The sequence below is a fragment of the Streptomyces sp. SID13031 genome (assembly GCF_010548305.1).
Taxonomy (GTDB): Bacteria; Actinomycetota; Actinomycetes; order Propionibacteriales; family Kribbellaceae; genus Kribbella.
Window position 1 is genome coordinate 294,558 of the sequence record NZ_JAAGLV010000001.1, and the last position, 16,889, is coordinate 311,446.

16 protein-coding genes are annotated in these 16,889 nt (G+C 68.6%); 13 read left to right on the top strand and 3 right to left on the bottom strand.

Annotated features, from left to right (window positions below; genetic code table 11):
• Nucleotides 1-49 precede the first annotated feature (49 nt).
• The 7 genes from ruvA (at nucleotide 50) to G3I17_RS01360 (ending at nucleotide 8,476) form a co-directional block, all read left to right on the top strand.
• Nucleotides 50-652 carry a Holliday junction branch migration protein RuvA gene (gene ruvA, locus G3I17_RS01330; protein ID WP_164593091.1) on the top strand — a complete coding sequence of 201 codons (603 nt, stop codon included), beginning with the start codon at nucleotides 50-52 and terminating at the stop codon, nucleotides 650-652.
• 3 nt (nucleotides 653-655) lie between these two features.
• On the top strand, nucleotides 656-1,708 hold the full coding sequence (ruvB, locus tag G3I17_RS01335) for a Holliday junction branch migration DNA helicase RuvB (protein WP_164593093.1): 1,053 nt from the start codon (nucleotides 656-658) through the stop codon (nucleotides 1,706-1,708).
• A gap of 235 nt (nucleotides 1,709-1,943) precedes the next feature.
• Complete coding sequence (gene yajC, locus G3I17_RS01340) at nucleotides 1,944-2,399, top strand: preprotein translocase subunit YajC (RefSeq protein WP_164593095.1); 456 nt, start codon at nucleotides 1,944-1,946, stop codon at nucleotides 2,397-2,399.
• Nucleotides 2,400-2,482: 83 nt separating this feature from the next.
• Entirely contained in the window at nucleotides 2,483-4,234 is a 1,752-nt protein-coding gene (gene secD, locus G3I17_RS01345) for a protein translocase subunit SecD (protein ID WP_164593097.1), read from the top strand.
• A complete protein-coding gene (gene secF / locus G3I17_RS01350; protein WP_164593099.1) occupies nucleotides 4,234-5,427 on the top strand; it encodes a protein translocase subunit SecF in 1,194 nt (397 codons plus the stop codon). Before secD ends, secF begins: the two co-directional genes overlap by 1 nt.
• Nucleotides 5,427-5,966: an adenine phosphoribosyltransferase gene (locus G3I17_RS01355; RefSeq protein ID WP_164594120.1), complete on the top strand. Its 540-nt coding sequence runs from the start codon at nucleotides 5,427-5,429 to the stop codon at nucleotides 5,964-5,966. The genes secF and G3I17_RS01355 overlap by 1 nt, the downstream gene beginning before the upstream one ends.
• Before the next feature lie 119 nt (nucleotides 5,967-6,085).
• A complete protein-coding gene (locus G3I17_RS01360) occupies nucleotides 6,086-8,476 on the top strand; it encodes a bifunctional (p)ppGpp synthetase/guanosine-3',5'-bis(diphosphate) 3'-pyrophosphohydrolase (RefSeq protein ID WP_203589585.1) in 2,391 nt (796 codons plus the stop codon).
• Here G3I17_RS01360 and G3I17_RS01365 read toward each other — a convergent pair.
• Nucleotides 8,435-8,752, bottom strand: a complete 318-nt coding sequence (locus G3I17_RS01365) for a hypothetical protein (RefSeq protein WP_164593103.1) — start codon at nucleotides 8,750-8,752, stop codon at nucleotides 8,435-8,437. The genes G3I17_RS01360 and G3I17_RS01365 overlap by 42 nt on opposite strands.
• On the opposite strand from G3I17_RS01365, the gene G3I17_RS01370 reads away from it, so the two are divergent.
• From G3I17_RS01370 to infA, 3 genes are all read left to right on the top strand, one after another.
• Nucleotides 8,739-9,413: a hypothetical protein gene (locus G3I17_RS01370; RefSeq protein ID WP_203589586.1), complete on the top strand. Its 675-nt coding sequence runs from the start codon at nucleotides 8,739-8,741 to the stop codon at nucleotides 9,411-9,413. The two genes, G3I17_RS01365 and G3I17_RS01370, sit on opposite strands and share 14 nt — an antisense overlap.
• A 213-nt stretch (nucleotides 9,414-9,626) precedes the next feature.
• Complete coding sequence (locus G3I17_RS01375) at nucleotides 9,627-10,427, top strand: GNAT family N-acetyltransferase (protein WP_164593105.1); 801 nt, start codon at nucleotides 9,627-9,629, stop codon at nucleotides 10,425-10,427.
• A gap of 2 nt (nucleotides 10,428-10,429) precedes the next feature.
• Complete coding sequence (infA, locus tag G3I17_RS01380; RefSeq protein WP_164593107.1) at nucleotides 10,430-10,654, top strand: translation initiation factor IF-1; 225 nt, start codon at nucleotides 10,430-10,432, stop codon at nucleotides 10,652-10,654.
• A 258-nt stretch (nucleotides 10,655-10,912) separates the two neighbouring features.
• On the opposite strand, the gene G3I17_RS01385 is transcribed toward infA, so the two are convergent.
• Nucleotides 10,913-11,458, bottom strand: a complete 546-nt coding sequence (locus G3I17_RS01385) for a hypothetical protein (protein ID WP_203589587.1) — start codon at nucleotides 11,456-11,458, stop codon at nucleotides 10,913-10,915.
• A 62-nt stretch (nucleotides 11,459-11,520) separates the two neighbouring features.
• Nucleotides 11,521-12,747 carry a DUF349 domain-containing protein gene (locus tag G3I17_RS01390; RefSeq protein WP_164593109.1) on the bottom strand — a complete coding sequence of 409 codons (1,227 nt, stop codon included), beginning with the start codon at nucleotides 12,745-12,747 and terminating at the stop codon, nucleotides 11,521-11,523.
• Between the two features lie 263 nt (nucleotides 12,748-13,010).
• On the opposite strand from G3I17_RS01390, the gene G3I17_RS01395 reads away from it, so the two are divergent.
• From G3I17_RS01395 to aspS, 3 genes are read left to right on the top strand one after another with little or no spacing between them, the layout of a single operon-like run.
• Complete coding sequence (locus G3I17_RS01395) at nucleotides 13,011-13,691, top strand: MBL fold metallo-hydrolase (protein WP_164593111.1); 681 nt, start codon at nucleotides 13,011-13,013, stop codon at nucleotides 13,689-13,691.
• 5 nt (nucleotides 13,692-13,696) lie between these two features.
• Complete coding sequence (gene hisS, locus G3I17_RS01400) at nucleotides 13,697-15,052, top strand: histidine--tRNA ligase (RefSeq protein ID WP_164593113.1); 1,356 nt, start codon at nucleotides 13,697-13,699, stop codon at nucleotides 15,050-15,052.
• Nucleotides 15,049-16,821 carry an aspartate--tRNA ligase gene (aspS, locus tag G3I17_RS01405; protein ID WP_164593115.1) on the top strand — a complete coding sequence of 591 codons (1,773 nt, stop codon included), beginning with the start codon at nucleotides 15,049-15,051 and terminating at the stop codon, nucleotides 16,819-16,821. The genes hisS and aspS overlap by 4 nt, the downstream gene beginning before the upstream one ends.
• Nucleotides 16,822-16,889: the final 68 nt, after the last annotated feature.

Sequence of the window (16,889 nt, forward strand, 5' to 3'; positions counted from 1 at the left end):
CGGTGAACTTGGTAGGGAAAGCCCCGGCCGGGGCGCGAGGAGGGAAACGATGATCGCGTTCGTGCGTGGCCCGGTGGCCGCGATCGGGCTGGACAGCTGTGTGATCGAGGTCGGGGGAGTCGGGCTGCAGGTCTACTGCCACCCCGGCACGCTGGCGACGCTGCGGCCCGGGCAGGAGTTCAAGCTGGCCACTTCGATGGTGGTCCGCGAGGACTCACTGACTTTGTACGGCTTCGCGGAGGCGGACGAGAAAGAGCTGTTCGAGCTACTGCAGAGCGCCTCGGGCGTCGGCCCGAAGCTGGCGCAGGCAGCCCTTGCAGTGCTGAGCCCGGATCAGCTCCGGCAAGCGGTTGCTTCCGAAGACCTCGCGATGCTGGTGAAGATCCCCGGCGTCGGCAAGAAGGTGGCGCAACGGCTCGTGCTGGAGCTCAAGGACAAGATCGGCGCGCCGTCGCGGATGGTCGCCGGCCGCCCACTGCAGCCGGCCGAGGTCTGGCGCGACCAGGTGCATGCCGGTCTGGTCGGCCTCGGCTGGTCGGCCCGCGACGCCGACGACGCGGTCATCGCGGTCTCCCCGCTGGCCGCGGGCGAGGCAGAGCCGTCGGTGCCCGACCTGCTGAGGGCCGCACTCCGCGCCCTCTCGAAGGCCTAGCGGATGGACGACAACGTCAGGCCACTGGTGTCCGCGGACGCGATGGACATCGAGGAACGCAAGATCGAGTCCGCGCTGCGGCCGCGCACCCTGGCCGAGTTCGGTGGGCAGCGCCGGGTCAGTGAGCAGCTCGAGCTGGTCCTGCACGCGGCGCGCGGCCGCAACCGGGCGCCCGACCACGTGCTGCTGTCCGGCCCGCCCGGGCTGGGCAAGACCACGCTGGCGATGATCATCGCGGCCGAGCTCTCGGCGCCGTTGCGGATCACGAGCGGTCCCGCGATCCAGCACGCCGGCGATCTGGCGGCGATCCTGTCCGGTCTCAACGAGGGCGAAGTGCTGTTCCTCGACGAGATCCACCGGATGTCCCGCCCCGCCGAAGAGTTGCTCTACATGGCGATGGAGGACTTCCGCGTCGACGTGATCGTCGGCAAGGGTCCTGGCGCGACCGCGATCCCGCTGGAGATCCCGCCGTTCACGCTGGTCGGCGCGACCACCCGGGCCGGGCTGCTGCCCGGGCCGCTGCGGGACAGGTTCGGTTTCACCGGGCACCTGGAGTTCTACGACTCGGCCGAGCTGGAGAAGATCGTCAACCGGTCGGCGGCGTTGCTGGAGGTCGACATCACCAAGGAGGCCGCGGCCGAGATCGCCTCCCGGTCCCGCGGCACACCCCGGATCGCGAACCGGCTGCTCCGCCGCGTCCGCGACTTCGCGGAGGTACGCGCCGACGGGATCGTCACGATCGCGCTGTCGAAGGCCGCCCTCGAGCTGTACGAGGTGGACCGGATGGGCCTCGACCGGCTGGACCGGTCCGTCCTGGACGCGCTCTGCCGGCGGTTCGGCGGGGGACCGGTGGGACTGTCCACGCTGGCTGTCGCGGTCGGCGAGGAGCGTGAGACGGTGGAGGAAGTGGCCGAACCGTTCCTGGTCCGGTCGGGCTACCTGGCCCGGACGCCGCGTGGGCGGGTCGCCACCCCGGCGGCCTGGCGGCACCTCGGCCTGGCGGTTCCGAAGGGCGCGACCTTCGCGGACACCCTCTTCGACACCGACGACGAGTGACGGCGCAGCACTGACGACGAACGACCAAGGCGAAAACCTGGGCACGAACAGCGGGTGGGTGACGTTGAACGGGTAACGAGTGACTTAAACGTGACCCCCTGTTATTCGGTACTTGTTCCCGCCCAGGGTTAGACTCCCCGGTGGCCCGTACCCGGGCCATCCCCGCCGCGACCTGCGCGCTTGAGCAGAGCGTGCCGGGTGCCCGTACTCTCTCGACGAAGGATTTTGAGTCCCGATGGTTTTGATTGCCGCACCGATGGCCTCCTCCGGCGGTGGGGGCATCACGCTCCTGCTCCCGCTGATCCTGATCGTCGGGATGATCTGGTTCATGAGTCGTACCCAGCGCAAGCAGCGCGCCAAGCAGGCCGACACGGTCGCTGCGCTGCAGCCGGGCACCAAGGTGGTCACCACCAGCGGCGTCGTCGGCATCGTCGAAGAGGTCGACGACGAGTACGTGACGCTGGAGATCTCCGACGGTGTCCTCGTGCAGTTCGTCAAGGCCGCGATCGGCCGGGTCATCCCCGAGGAGATCGAGGAGACCGAGGACGCTGCGGACGAGCCGGTGGATGAGGCCACCGACGAGACCGCGGTGGAGCCGGCCGAGGTCAAGGACTCCGTGGAGGTGCCGGACGCCGGTGCCGCCAAGGTCCAGGACAAGGCCAAGCTGCCCCCCACGCACACCGAGAACTGATCCACCCCGTCCTATCGGCGTGCGGCGCGCGGGCATCCCAAGTGGTGCCCGGGCGCGCCCAGTAGCGCAAGGAAGAATTTGACGTGGCAACGACGACGACATCCCGCCCCGGGCGGAACCTGATCGTCCTGGCGGTCATCCTGGTCCTGTTGTTCGGGATCATGGCGATCGGCAAGACCTGGGCGCCCAAGCTCGGCCTGGACCTGCGCGGTGGCACCACCATCACGCTGACTGCCAAGCCGGTCGCCGGCGGCGCTGCGGTGACCGCCGAGCAGCTGTCCGAGGCGAAGAACATCATCTCCCAGCGCGTGAACGGCGCCGGTGTCGGTGAGGCGGAGATCGCCACCTCCGGCCGGGACCACATCACCGTGTCCGTGCCGGGCGCCAACCAGGACAGCCTGGTGAGCCAGGTCGGCCAGACCGCGCTCCTGTACTTCCGGGTCGTCTACGACACGCAGTCCGGTGCCCCGCTGCCGCCCGTGCAGCCGTCGGCCACGCCGACCGGCAAGCCGACGACCACGCCGAAGCCGAGCACGACGCCGAAGCCGAGCACCACGATCAAGCCGTCGACCACGGCCACGCCGAACGGCCGGGCCTGGTCCAGCGTGCTCGGTGCCGCCACGCCGACCCCGACCCCGACCCCGACGCCGAAGCCGAGCACGCCGGCCACGCCGCCGCCGTCGACGCCGCCGGCCAACACCGGCGACCCGCTGACGTACGAGCCCGACGCCGCCACCACGGCGGCCTTCGCGGCGTTCGTCTGTAACAAGGACAAGAAGCCCACGGCGCCCGAGGACTCCACCAAGCCGCTGTTCTCGTGCAGCGAGGACTACACCACGAAGTACCTGCTCGGTCCGGCGATCCTCAAGGGCCAGGACCTGTCCGACGCCTCCGCGGGCATCCCGCAGGGTGGCTTCAACTGGCAGGTCAACCTGAAGTTCACCGGCGAGGGTGGCGACAAGTTCCTCGACGCCACCACCGCGATCGCCAAGCGCCCGGCCCCGTCGAACCTGTTCGCGATCGTGCTCGACGGCGTCACCATCTCCACCCCGAGCGTGACCCAGCCGATCCCCGGTGGTCAGGCCCAGATCACCGGTTCGTTCACCGAGGCCGAGGCCCGCGACCTGGGCAACGTGCTGAAGTACGGTGCGCTGCCGGTGTCGTTCGACACCTCGTCGGTCGAGTCGATCTCGGCGCAGCTCGGTGGCGACCAGCTCTCGGCCGGAATCACCGCCGGCCTGATCGGCCTCGGCCTGGTCATCTTGTTCTCGTTCCTGTACTACCGCGGCCTCGGCCTCGTCGTCGTGATGTCGCTGCTGGTGGCGGCGTCGCTCACCTACGCGTCCGTGGTGCTGCTCGGCAAGACGATGGGCTTCGCCCTGACGCTGTCCGGGATCGCCGGTCTGATCGTGGCGATCGGTATCACCGCGGACTCGTTCGTCATCTACTTCGAACGACTGCGGGACGAGGTCCGCGAGGGCCGGAGCCTGCGCTCCTCGGTGGAGACCGGCTGGGCCCGCGCCAAGCACACCATCATCGCGGCCGACTCGATCTCGCTGCTCGCCGCGGCGGTGCTCTACGTCCTGGCGGTCGGCAGTGTGAAGGGCTTCGCGTTCACGCTCGGCCTGACCACGCTGATCGACCTGCTGGTCGTGTTCATCTTCACCAAGCCGCTCGTGACGCTGCTGGCCCGGACCGACTTCTTCGGCCACGGCCACAAGCTGTCCGGTCTAGACCCCGAGCATCTCGGCGTCGACCGGCTGCCCGGCCAGATGAAACCGTCGGCCCGTCCGGCCGCGAAGTCCGCGCGCAAGCCCGTGGGAGGCGAGGTCTGATGTCGAAGCTCGGAACCATTGGCGCCCGGTTGCACCGGGGCGAGATCTCGTACGACTTCATCGGCAAGCGCAAGATCTGGTTCGCGGTCTCGATCGTCCTGATCGTCATCTCGCTCGGCGCGCTGCTGGCCAAGGGGCTGGCCCTGGGCATCGAGTTCAAGGGCGGCGTCGAGTACCAGGCGAAGGTCCAGGTCACCGACAACACGGTCACCGACGTCACGAACGCGGTGAAGGCGACCAACGCGAAGGACCTCGGCGACCCGGTCGTCACGACGGTCGGCGACGGGCAGGTCCGGGTCCAGACCAAGCCGCTGGCCCAGGACGATATCGCCAAGGTCCGCGCTGCGATCGGCAAGCAGGTCGGCGTACCGGCCGACCAGGTGAGCAACCAGCAGATCGGTGCCTCCTGGGGTTCGCAGATCGCCAACAAGGCGATCCTCGCGCTGATCGTCTTCCTGGTCCTCGTCTTCGGCGTGATCTGGGCGTACTTCCGAGAGCCCAAGGCGTCGATGGCAGCGATCATCGCGCTGGTCCACGACGTCTTCATCACCGTCGGCGTCTACGCCCTGATCGGCTTCGACGTCACACCGGCCACGGTGATCGGCGTGCTGACCATTCTCGGTTACTCGCTCTACGACACCGTCGTGGTGTTCGACAAGGTGCGGGAGAACACCCGCGGCATCACCGGGTCGAACCGCTACACCTACAGCGACGCGACCAACCTGGCGGTCAACCAGACCATCGTCCGCTCGATCAACACCACGCTGATCGCGCTGATGCCGGTCGGCTCGATCCTGGTCGTCGGCACCGTCGTACTGGGCACCGGCCCGCTGAAGGACCTGTCGCTGGCGCTGTTCGTCGGTATCGCCGTCGGTGCGTACTCGTCGATCTTCATCGCTCCGGCGTTGCTGGCCATGTTCAAGGAGCGCGAGCCTGGCATGCAGGCCCTGCGCCGCCGGGTGCTCGCCAAGCGCGCCCAGGCGGCAGCTCCGGCCGGTACTGCGGTGCCGGTCGCGGCCGGCACTGGTGCAGGTACTGGTGGTGGTGGTGCGACTGTCACCACGAGCTCCCCGGCCAAGCAGGACCGCCCGAAGGCCAGTACGCCGGTGACGTCGAGCCGGCCGGTCAGTTCGACCAGCTCGGCCGGTCGACCGCAGCCCACTCGCAAGCCGCGGTCCAAGCGCGGCAAGTGATGCGTTCGCTGGAACAAGTGCTCTCGGAGGGCATTCGCGACATCCCCGACTACCCGCAGGCGGGGGTGGTGTTCAAGGACATCACCCCGCTGCTGGCGGACCACGCCGGCTTCAGCCAGGTGGTGGAGGCGCTGGCCGCCTCCGGCCGGGATGCCGACGGCAACGTCGTGGTCGACAAGGTGGTCGGGATCGAGGCCCGCGGCTTCATCCTGGCCGCCCCGGTCGCGCTCGCCCTGGGCACGGGATTCGTCCCGGTCCGCAAGAAGGGCAAGCTGCCGGCGGCGACGTACGAGGAGTCGTATGCGCTGGAGTACGGCGAGGCGACCATCGAGGTCCACCAGGACGCCTTCGCGCCGGGGGAGCGGGTGCTGGTGATCGACGACGTGCTCGCCACCGGCGGCACGGTCGAGGCCTGCCTGCGCCTGGTACGCCGCTGCGGCGCCGAAGTGGCCGCCACCTCGGTACTGCTCGAGCTATCCTTCCTGCCCTGGCGGGAGCGGCTCGCGGGAGAGCGTGTGAACACGCTCGTCACTGTCTGAAGTCAAGCGGCTACATCCTTTCGGCGTGTTGTCCACAGGCCGGGTCGGCCGCGTTGGCTCCTTCCCCCTAGACTGGTGGTCTGTCGGCGGAGGGAAACAACGTGGGCGAAGACCCGGCGATGACTTCAGCGGTGCCTGACGTGGTGCCGCACGAGCCTCCGCGCGCTCCGGTGAGCCGCCCGGCGGCCAGTCCCTCGCCGTCTCCAGCCGCCGCGCCGCCTCCTTCGGCGCAACCGCCCAGGATCGCGCCGGCCCGGGTTCGTGCCCGGCTGGCCCGCCTCGGCGGCACCCGGCACCCGAACAGGGCGCCGATGCTCGAGCCGCTCTTCCGGGTGGTCCGGGCGACCCACCCCAAGGCCGACCTGGCGATGATCGAGCGGGCCTACCGCACCGCCGAGAAGCACCACACCGGCCAGCTCCGCAAGAGCGGCGACGCGTACATCACGCACCCGCTCGCGGTGGCCACCATCCTGGCCGAGCTCGGGATGACCGCGCCGACGCTGTGTGCGGCGCTGCTGCACGACACCGTCGAGGACACCGACTACACGATCGCCGAGCTGACGAAGGACTTCAGCGAAGAGATCGCGATGCTGGTCGACGGCGTCACCAAGCTGGACAAGGTCAAGTACGGCGAGTCCGCGCAGGCCGAGACGATCCGCAAGATGGTCGTCGCGATGGCCAAGGACATCCGGGTGCTGGTGATCAAGCTCGCCGACCGGCTGCACAACATGCGCACGCTGGGCTTCCTGCGGCAGGAGAAGCAGGAGCGGATCGCCCGCGAGACCCTCGAGATCTACGCCCCGCTGGCCCACCGGCTGGGTATGAACACGATCAAGTGGGAGCTCGAGGACCTGTCCTTCTCGACCCTGCACCCGAAGGTGTACGACGAGATCGTCCGGCTGGTCGCCGAGCGCGCGCCGTCCCGCGATGAGTACTTGGCCTCCGTGATCGACCAGGTGCACGAGGACCTGCGCGCCGCCAAGGTGAAGGCGACCGTCACCGGCCGGCCGAAGCACTACTACTCGATCTACCAGAAGATGATCGTCCGTGGCCGCGAGTTCGGCGACATCTACGACCTGGTCGGCATCCGGGTGCTGGTCGAGTCGGTCCGCGACTGTTACGCCGCTCTTGGAGTCCTTCACGCACGATGGAACCCGGTCCCCGGCCGGTTCAAGGACTACATCGCGATGCCGAAGTTCAACATGTACCAGTCGCTGCACACCACCGTGATCGGCCCGCAGGGCAAGCCGGTGGAGCTGCAGATCCGGTCCTTCTCGATGCACCGGCGCGCGGAGTACGGCATCGCCGCGCACTGGAAGTACAAGGAAGACCCGAACGCACCGGCGCCCGAGGTGGGTGCGCCGCCGACCACGGAGATCGGCGCGCCGAACGACATGCCCTGGGTGCGGCAGCTCGTCGACTGGCAGCGGGAGACGTCCGACCCGTCGGAGTTCCTCGACTCGCTGCGGTTCGAGATCAACAACTCCGAGGTCTACGTCTTCACCCCGCGCGGTGACGTGATGTCGCTGCCGACCGGGTCCTCACCAGTCGACTTCGCCTACGCGATCCACACCGAGGTCGGGCACCGATGTATCGGAGCCCGGGTCAACGGGCGGTTGGTGCCGTTGGAGAGCACCCTGGAGAACGGCGATGTTGTCGAGGTGTTCACCTCGAAGGCGCAGGGTGCCGGGCCGTCGCGCGACTGGCTGATGTTCGTCAAGAGCCCGCGCGCCCGCAACAAGATCAAGCACTGGTTCTCCAAGGAGCGCCGCGACGAGGCGATCGAGCACGGCAAGGACGCGATCGCCAAGCAACTGCGCAAGGAGGGCCTGCCGCTGCAGCGCCTGCTTTCGCACGAGACGCTGACCGCGGTCGCCAACTCGCTGCGCTACCCCGACGTGACCGGCTTGTACGCCGCGGTCGGGGAGAGTCACGTGAGCGCGCAGGCCGTCGTCCGGCGGCTGATCGAGACGTATGGCGGCGAAGAGGGCGCGGCGGAGGATCTCGCCGAGGGCCTGCGGCTGCCCGCCACGCGAGAGCGCCGCAAGCGGACGGCGCGCGGCGACGCCGGCGTCATCGTCAAGGGCGCGACCGACATCCTCTCGAAGCTGGCCCGGTGCTGTACGCCGGTGCCGGGTGACGAGATCATCGGTTGGGTGACGCGGGGTGCGGGTGTCTCGGTGCACCGGGCCGACTGCGCCAACGTGGAGAACCTGCAGACCCAGCCGGAGCGCATCGTCGAGGTCGAGTGGGCGCCGACCGCCCAGTCCGTCTTCCTGGTCGCGATCCAGGTCGAGGCGCTGGACCGGGCCCGCTTGCTCTCCGACATCACGCGAGTCCTCTCGGACTACCACGTGAACATCCTGTCCGCGGCGCTGACCACCACCCGCGACCGGATCGCGAAGTCCCGCTTCACCTTCGAGATGGGTGACCCGACCCACCTGGGTCACGTCCTGAAGGCAGTCCGCTCAGTAGAGGGCGTCTTCGACGTCTACCGAGTCACCCAGTAACGGGTCCAGTACCAGCAGGCCGCAGCTCACCCGCCGCGGCCTGCTGGTACTAGGCGTGGGCGGAGTCCTGGCCGCGTGCAGCTCGAACGACAGCAACTCGTCAGCCGGTACGCCGGGCCCGACCTCTGCAGCGTCGACGCCCACACCTTCGACGCCTGTGCCCTCGACGTCGGCGACTCCCGGTGTGACGGTGCCCAGCTCGCCGCCCGCCGGCGCTGTACTGCCCAGCGTGCGGCCGTGGGTGCCTGGGAGTGGGGAGTTGGTGCCGGAGGCCAAGCGGGCTGCTGTGGCGGCTGTCCAGAAGCAGTTGGGCGGCTCGGGCAAGGCGGTTGAGGTGATCGACGCCCAATACGGCGGGCTGTTGGCTGATACCGCGAGTGTGTTGGTGCCTTGCCGCGTCTACTCGCTTGCCGGCGGCAAGGTGGTCACCGGTGGTACGACGATCGACGTACGGCTGAGCAGATCGGGTCAGAGCTGGCGGGTGACGGCCCTGCATCCAGCAGAACCTGGATCAGCCGCGCGAAGCCTGTCTGCGGCGGCGCGACAGGTGCTCGCCAGCGACCGCATCATCCTCCCACCGGCATCGGCGGCCGACATCCGTTCGGGCAACATCCACGACAGCGTCCTGACCGCGATGCTCACGCTGTCGGAGACCTACCGAATCGGCATCAGCGTGCTCCGCTCCGGCCACCCCCTGAACGTCTTCGGCACCACCCGCCCCAGCGATCACCCCCAAGGCCGCGCCTTCGACACGTGGCAAATCAACGGCCGAGCCGTGGTCGATCCGGCCACCCCTCGCTCGCTGATCACCACCTTCATGCAGGCAGCCGCGACCGCCGGCTCCTACAACGTCGGCGGCCCCTACCAACTCGCCGGCGCGACGTACTTCTCCGACCGAACTCACCACGACCACGTCCACGCCGGCTTCCGCACCTGACGCCCGCGGAGGACCGTACGGAGAAAATGGCTGGCCGGCCCGGTGGCCGGGTTGGTACCGTGCCGTGGTCCGTGACATCACGCCTGGAGGTGAGACCCCATGAACGCTGTAGCGCAGTGGGTGCTCCCTCTCCCGTGGTCACGGGCGGGCGATTGACGTAGGTGTCGCCGGGAGCGCCTCGAGATAGTTCGGCACTCCCGAAAGGAAACACCTATGAACTCTTTGCCTTTCAGTCCGGGGCTCGGCGACCAAACGGTGACGATCTCGCGCGTCGCGGACAATCAATGGCACGCGGTGGAGAACGACCTGGTGGTCGGCCGCGGTCACGCTTCGCGTCGGCTCGACGGCCGCACCTTCGTCAGCATCGACACCTGGCGCGGCGCCGTCTTCGACCGGCTCGCTGCCGCGATGCGGGCCGACGGATCGGGACCGCTGTACACGGTGATCGACGAGACCGACCGCGATCTCGCGGCCAGTTGGGAACGGGCCGGGTTCACGAGCTCGCGTCGCGAGTGCGAGTTCGTCGTACCGACCGATGTCGGGCTCACTCCGGCTGCTGTGCCTTCAGGAGTGGTCATCGCGACCGCCGGTGAGGTGGTCGAGGGTCCGCTGCGCGAGCTGGACCACGCGATTCGTAACGAGGTCGAGGCCGCCGTCGGCTGGCAGACGATGCCTGCGGAGGTGCTGCCCTGGCAGGGCGGGTCGCGGCCGATGGACCCGTCGAAGTACACGGTCGCGGTACGGCGTGATCGGTACGTCGGGCTGGTACGGGTCGCGACGATGACCCGGCGCCCGCGAATCGGGCTGGTCGCAGTCCTGGCCACCGAGCAACGGCACGGCATCGCGCGGGCGCTGCTGAGTCAGGTGCTGCAGGGGCTGCACCGCTCCGGTGTCGAAGCGGCCACGGCGGAGGTCGACGAGACCAACACGGCCGCGGTGGCGCTGTTCGAGGGGCTCGGCGCCCGTCGTACGGGGAGCACCCTCGAACTGGTCAGCCGACCGGGAAAGGCCTGACGATGCCCAGAACACCAACCGGCATCGAAGTCGAAGGCACCGTCGTCGAGTGCCTCCGCAACGCCAACTTCCGGGTCGAGCTCGCCAACGGCCACAAGGTCCTCGCCCACATCAGCGGAAAGATCCGGAAGAACTACATCAAGATCCTCCCCGAGGACCGCGTCCTGGTAGAGCTGAGCCCCTACGACCTAACCCGAGGCCGAATCATCTTCCGCTACCGAAACTGACCCACACCCGAATCCCGCGCCCGGCAACACCCCTCTACCGAGCGCGGGGTCCGAGGTTCCTGCCCAGGCAGGCTCGCGGCGCCTGCGTCGCGGCGCTAGGCCGGCTGCATCGCGGGTGGAGGCTGGTGCTGTGGCGCGCGAGCCCGTGGAGGTGAGTTAGGTGCCTGGGGTTTGACGGGTGTGTCGGGCACGGGCGAGCAGGGTGCGTGGGGCTTGCCAGATGTGTGTCGGGCGCGGGCGGGGGCTGTCGTGCGGGTTTTACCAGCGGCGGGGGAGGCGGGGCCAGGTGCAGAGGAAGGCGCCTACTGCTAGTTCCAGGGCGGGGTAGGAGCCCCAGAGGTCGGTGCGGTGGACGGGGATGATGTGCCAGCCAAGGGTGCCTAGTTCCTTGCGGCGGGTCTCGTCGCGTGCTTGTTCGCGATCGCTTGAGTGCCAGCGGTCTGAGTCGTACTCGAGGCCGAGGCGTTGGTTGTCGATCGGTTTGGGGTAGGCGGTGTCGATGCGGTAGTCGCGGGTTCGGCCTCTTACGCGGAACTGCAGTTCTGGCTTGCCGAAGCCTGCGTCTATCAGTCGGAGCCGGAGCCACGATTCACCTGGCGACTCGGCGCGGCGGTCCGCGTACTGGAGGATTTCGCCGGCCTGGCGAATGCCTGGCCTGCCGGCGTACTCGGCTGAGGCTGCTCGGATTGCCCGGCGGTCGGCTTTGCCGGATCGGAGTAGGGCGTCGACTGCTGATAGGGCGAACGGGCGGGGGAGTTGCATCGCGAGTTCGACGCCGGTGGTGATCGGGCTGATCACTGGCACGCCGGTGAAGCAGCCTGCCTCGCCTGACTGGGCCAGGGACGGCAGGCTGCTCGGTTACAGGGTCAGCTGAAGTCGGTTAGGGCGTTTTGGGCTTGGGTTAGCCATTCGCGGCGGGCTTCGATGGCTTCTCGGGCCTCGTTGGCCTTGCGGGCGTTGCCCTGGGCCTCGTGTTTGGCGGCCTGCTTCTCCAGGTCGGTGATCAGGGACTGGAGTTGCTTGACCGTGGCTTCGGCGCGGGCGCGGGCCTCGGGGTTGCTGTTGTTCCAGACCTCGTCCTCGGCGGACTTGACCGCCTGCTCGACGGCGCGCAGCCGGCCGTCGATGGAGCGCATCGAGTCGCGCGGGATCTTGCCGATCGCGTCCCAGCGGTCGAGCAGGTCGCGGAGCTGGTCGCGCGCGGTCTTCGCGTTGGTGACCGGCAGGATCGCCTCGATCTCGATGAGCAGGGTTTCCTTGGCCGCCTGGTTCGCGACCTGCTCCTCGTTCTCCTCGGCCTGGATCGCGTCGCGGGCGCCGAAGAAGGCGTCCTGCGCGCTGCGGAACCGGGCCCACAGCTTGTCGTCGACCTCGCGGGGAGCAGGACCGGCGGCCTTCCACTGGCGCATCAGATCGCGGAAGCGGCCGGACGTCGGGCCCCAGTCGGTGTTCGAGGACAGGCCCTCGGCCTCGGCGGCGAGCCGTTCCTTCACCACGGCGGCTTCGTCACGCTTGGAGGACAGCTCGGAGAAGTGCTGCTTGCGGTGTCGCGTGTACGTCGTTCGCGCGGACGAGAAGCGGTGCCACAGCTCGTCGTCGCTCGACTTGTCGAGCCGGGGGAGTGCCTTCCACTCGTCCAGCAGCTCGCGCAGCCGGGTGACGCCGTGCCGCCAGTCGGTGCCGGCGGCGATCGTCTCGGCCTCGGTCGCGATCTTGGTCTTCGCGTCGCGAGCCTCCTCGACCTTCGCGGCGCGCTCGGCCTTCTTCTTCTCGCGCTGCTGGGCGACCAGCGGGGCGAGCGCGTCCAGCCGGGTCCTGAGTCCGTCCAGGTCGCCGACGGCCTGCGCCTCGTCGATCGCGCCGGTCACCTTCTTCACCGCGGCCCGGGCGTCGTCGGGCGAGACGGTCCCCGCCTGGACCCGCTTCTCCAGCAGATCCACCTCGAACGCCAGGGCGTCGAACCGGCGGGTGTAGAAGGCGAGTGCCTCCTCAGGGTTCGCGTCCGGCCACTGACCGACCGCTCTCTCCCCGTCCTTGGTCCGTACGAAGACCGTTCCGTCCTCGGCTACCCGGCCCCAGCTTTCCTCGGCCACAACTCGCCCCTTCCGGCGGTATGTACTGCGCTCGTCCCCATTCTGGCCAGTCGCCGGTTCATCCGGTCGGCAGGGTCCAGTCGGGCGCGTCGGGAACTATCCCCACGCGTATCACTGAACAATCACAAACTCCCGGCCGCTACGCAACGGGGTTGCCATCACAATCAGGCAGACAGAGAACAAGCAGAGCAATCCGGTGCGTACTCCGCCCGCCGTCACCGGTAGCCTTGACAGGTCCCTCATTCGCTCCAGGAAGGTCTGTCGTGCTCATCGCCGGGTTCCCCGCGGGGTCGTGGGGTACGAACTGCTACGTCGTCGCCACCGGCCAGGGCGCGGAGTGCATCGTGATCGACCCCGGACAGGACGCCACCAGCGGAGTCGAGCAGGTGGTCCGGGAGAACAAGCTCAAGCCGGTCGCCGTGCTCCTCACGCACGGCCACATCGACCACATGTTCTCCGTACTTCCGGTCTGCGGCACCTACGACAGCACCGCCTGGATCCACGCGGACGACCGGCACCTGCTCGCCGACCCGATGGCCGGTATCAGCGCGGAGAGCGCACGGATGCTGCTCGGCGGTGACCACAAGTTCGCCGAGCCCGACGACGTCCAGGAGCTCAAGGACGGCCAGCGGCTCGAGCTCGCGGGGCTGCACTTCACTGTCGACCACACCCCGGGGCACACTCGCGGCTCGGTCACCTTCACCACGCCGTACCTGGGTCCCGAGGACGTACCGGCGGTGCTGTTCTCCGGTGACGTGTTGTTCGCCGGGTCGATCGGCCGGACGGATCTGCCCGGCGGCGACCATCCGGCGATGCTGCATACGTTGGCCACCAAGATCCTGCCGATGCGCGACGAGATCGTCGTCCTGCCGGGTCACGGTGGCCAGACCACGATCGGCCGGGAAAAGGCGACCAACCCTTACTTGCAGGACCTGGAGACATAAAAATCATGAGCAAGGTGACCCCTATCAGTGGGTTCCCGGAGTTTCTCCCGTCGGACCGAATCGTCGAGCAGCACTTCCTCGACGTGATCCGGGAGACGTTCGAGTTGCACGGCTTCGCGTCGATCGAGACCCGCGCGGTCGAGCCGGTCGAGCGACTCTCGAACCAGGGCGAGGACGCGGACAAGGAGATCTACGCGGTACGCCGGCTCGGCGCCCCCGCTGACGAGAAGTCGGATCTCGGCCTGCACTTCGACCTGACCGTGCCGTTCGCCCGGTACGTGCTGGAGAACGCCGGCAAGCTCGCGTTCCCGTTCCGCCGCTACCAGATCCAGAAGGTCTGGCGTGGTGAGCGCCCGCAGGAGGGCCGGTACCGCGAGTTCGCCCAGGCCGATATCGACATCGTCGGCGACGGCACGCTGCCGTTCCACTACGAGGTCGAGCTGCCGCTCGTCATCGCCGACGCGTTCAGCAAGCTGCCGATCCCGCCGTTCCGGATCCAGGTCAACAACCGGCAGATCCCCGAGGGTTTCTACCGGGGCCTCGGCATCGAGGACGTGGCCTCCGTACTGCGGATCGTCGACAAGCTCGACAAGATCGGCGCGGACAAGATCACCCAGCTGCTGACTGCGGAGAACGGCCCGGCGCTATCGGCTGAGACCGCCAAGCAGGTGCTCCGGCTCGCGGAGATCTCCAGCACCGACGCATCCTTCGTCGAGCAGGTGCGGGCGCTCGGCGTCCAGCACGAGATCCTCGACGAGGGCCTCGAGCGGCTGGCCGCGATCATGACCGCCGCCAACGAGCACGCCCCCGGCCTGCTGGTCGCTGACCTGAAGATTGCGCGCGGCCTGGACTACTACACCGGTACCGTCTACGAGACCCAGTTGATCGGCCACGAGTCCTACGGCTCGATCTGCTCGGGCGGCCGCTACGACTCGCTCGCCAGTGACGGCAAGACGACGTACCCGGGCGTCGGGATCTCCATCGGGGTGTCCCGGTTGATCACCCGGCTGTTCAGCCAGGGCCTGGTCAAGGGCTCCCGCAGCACGCCGACCGCGGTACTGGTTGCCTTGAACAACGAAGACGAGCGGGCCGACGCGATGCGGACCGCGATCGCCCTGCGCGCGCGGGGGATCCCGGTCGAGGTGGCCCCGGCCGCGGCGAAGTTCGGCAAGCAGATCAAGTTCGCCGATCGGCGCGGCATCCCGTTCGTGTGGTTCTCCACCGAGAACGGCGCCGAAGTGAAGGACATCCGCAGCGGTGAGCAGGTAGTGGCCGACCCGGCCACCTGGACGCCGCCCGCGCACGACGTACGACCAAGTATTGAAACACCGCAGCTCGAAACCCCTCAGGAGAACTCGTGATCCGTACCCATTCCGCCGGCTCCCTGCGGGCCGAGAACACCGGCCAGACCGTCACGCTGGCGGGCTGGGTGGCGCGGCGGCGCGATCACGGCGGCGTGGCGTTCATCGACCTGCGCGACTCCAGCGGCACCGTCCAGGTCGTCATCCGCGACGAGGAAGCGGCCGGCGAGCTGCGCGCGGAGTACTGCCTGAAGATCGTCGGCGCCGTCGCGGCCCGCCCCGAGGGCAACGCGAACGCGGACCTGCCGACCGGCGAGATCGAGATCATCGCCGAAGAGATCGAGGTCCTCAACGAGGCCGCGCCGCTGCCGTTCCCGGTCGAGGAGCACCACGCTACGCCGGTGAACGAGGAAGTACGGCTCAAGTACCGGTACCTCGATCTGCGCCGGCAGGGCCCGGGCTCGGCGCTTCGCCTGCGCAGCAAGGTGAACAAGGCCGCTCGCGCCGTGCTGGACAAGCACGACTTCATCGAGATCGAGACGCCGACGCTGACCAAGTCGACGCCGGAAGGCGCGCGTGACTTCCTGGTCCCGGCGCGTCTGCAGCCGGGCTCGTGGTACGCGCTGCCGCAGTCGCCGCAGCTGTTCAAGCAGCTGCTGATGGTCGCGGGCATGGAGCGGTACTTCCAGATCGCGCGCTGCTACCGCGACGAGGACTTCCGCGCCGACCGGCAGCCGGAGTTCACCCAGCTCGACATCGAGATGAGCTTCGTCGACCAGGACGACATCATCGCGCTGTCCGAGGAGATCCTGACCGAGCTGTGGAAGCTCGCCGGGTACGAGGTGCAGACGCCGATCCAGCGGATGACGTACGCCGAGTCGATGGCGCGGTTCGGCAGCGACAAGCCCGACCTGCGGATGGGGCTCGAGCTCGTCGAGTGCACGGAGTACTTCAAGAGCACGCCGTTCCGGGTGTTCCAGGCGCAGTACGTCGGTGCCGTGGTGATGCCGGGTGGCGCCGACCAGCCGCGCAAGCAGCTGGACGCGTGGCAGGAGTGGGCGAAGCAGCGTGGTGCACGCGGGCTCGCGTACGTGCTGGTCGGTCAGGATGGCGAGCTGGGCGGTCCGGTCGCCAAGAACCTGTCCGAGGAGGAGCGCGCCGGGCTGGCCGACCACGTCGGTGCGAAGCCGGGCGACTGCATCTTCTTCGCGGCCGGCGCTGTGAAGGCGTCCCGGGCGCTGCTCGGTGCCGCGCGGCTGGAGATCGGCCGGCGCGGTGGGCTGATCGACGAGTCGACCTGGTCGTTCGTATGGGTCGTCGACGCGCCGCTGTTCGAGCCGGCCGACGACGCGACCGCCGCTGGTGACGTCGCCGTCGGTTCGGGTGCGTGGACCGCGGTGCACCACGCGTTCACGTCGCCGAAGCCGGACTCGCTGGAGAGCTTCGACACGGATCCGGGCAGCGCGCTGGCGTACGCGTACGACATCGTCTGCAACGGCAACGAGATCGGTGGCGGGTCGATCCGTATCCACCGCGAGGACGTGCAGAAGCGCGTCTTCAAGGTGATGGGGCTGACGGACGAGGAGGCGACCGAGAAGTTCGGCTTCCTGCTCGACGCGTTCAAGTTCGGCGCCCCGCCGCACGGCGGCATCGCGTTCGGCTGGGACCGGATCACGGCCCTGCTGGCCGGCACGGAGTCGATTCGCGACGTGATCGCCTTCCCGAAGTCGGGCGGCGGTTTCGACCCGCTCACAGCGGCCCCGGCCCCAATCACCCCGGCCCAACGCAAGGAAGCCGGCGTAGACGCCAAGCCAGAACCGAAGGAGTAACCCGCCAAGGCCTTACGTCCGAAGAAGTGGCTACCACGTCCCTCGACTTCTTCGGACGCAAGGATCGG

Bases quoted from the DNA above. Each gene is read 5' to 3' on its own strand.
- hisS (WP_164593113.1), top strand. From the start codon at position 13,697: ATGAGCAAGGTGACCCCTATCAGTGGGTTCCCGGAGTTTCTCCCGTCG.
- infA (WP_164593107.1), top strand. From the start codon at position 10,430: ATGCCCAGAACACCAACCGGCATCGAAGTCGAAGGCACCGTCGTCGAG.
- secF (WP_164593099.1), top strand. From the start codon at position 4,234: ATGTCGAAGCTCGGAACCATTGGCGCCCGGTTGCACCGGGGCGAGATC.
- G3I17_RS01355 (WP_164594120.1), top strand. From the start codon at position 5,427: ATGCGTTCGCTGGAACAAGTGCTCTCGGAGGGCATTCGCGACATCCCC.
- yajC (WP_164593095.1), top strand. From the start codon at position 1,944: ATGGTTTTGATTGCCGCACCGATGGCCTCCTCCGGCGGTGGGGGCATC.
- G3I17_RS01375 (WP_164593105.1), top strand. From the start codon at position 9,627: ATGAACTCTTTGCCTTTCAGTCCGGGGCTCGGCGACCAAACGGTGACG.
- ruvB (WP_164593093.1), top strand. From the start codon at position 656: ATGGACGACAACGTCAGGCCACTGGTGTCCGCGGACGCGATGGACATC.
- ruvA (WP_164593091.1), top strand. From the start codon at position 50: ATGATCGCGTTCGTGCGTGGCCCGGTGGCCGCGATCGGGCTGGACAGC.
- G3I17_RS01360 (WP_203589585.1), top strand. From the start codon at position 6,086: ATGACTTCAGCGGTGCCTGACGTGGTGCCGCACGAGCCTCCGCGCGCT.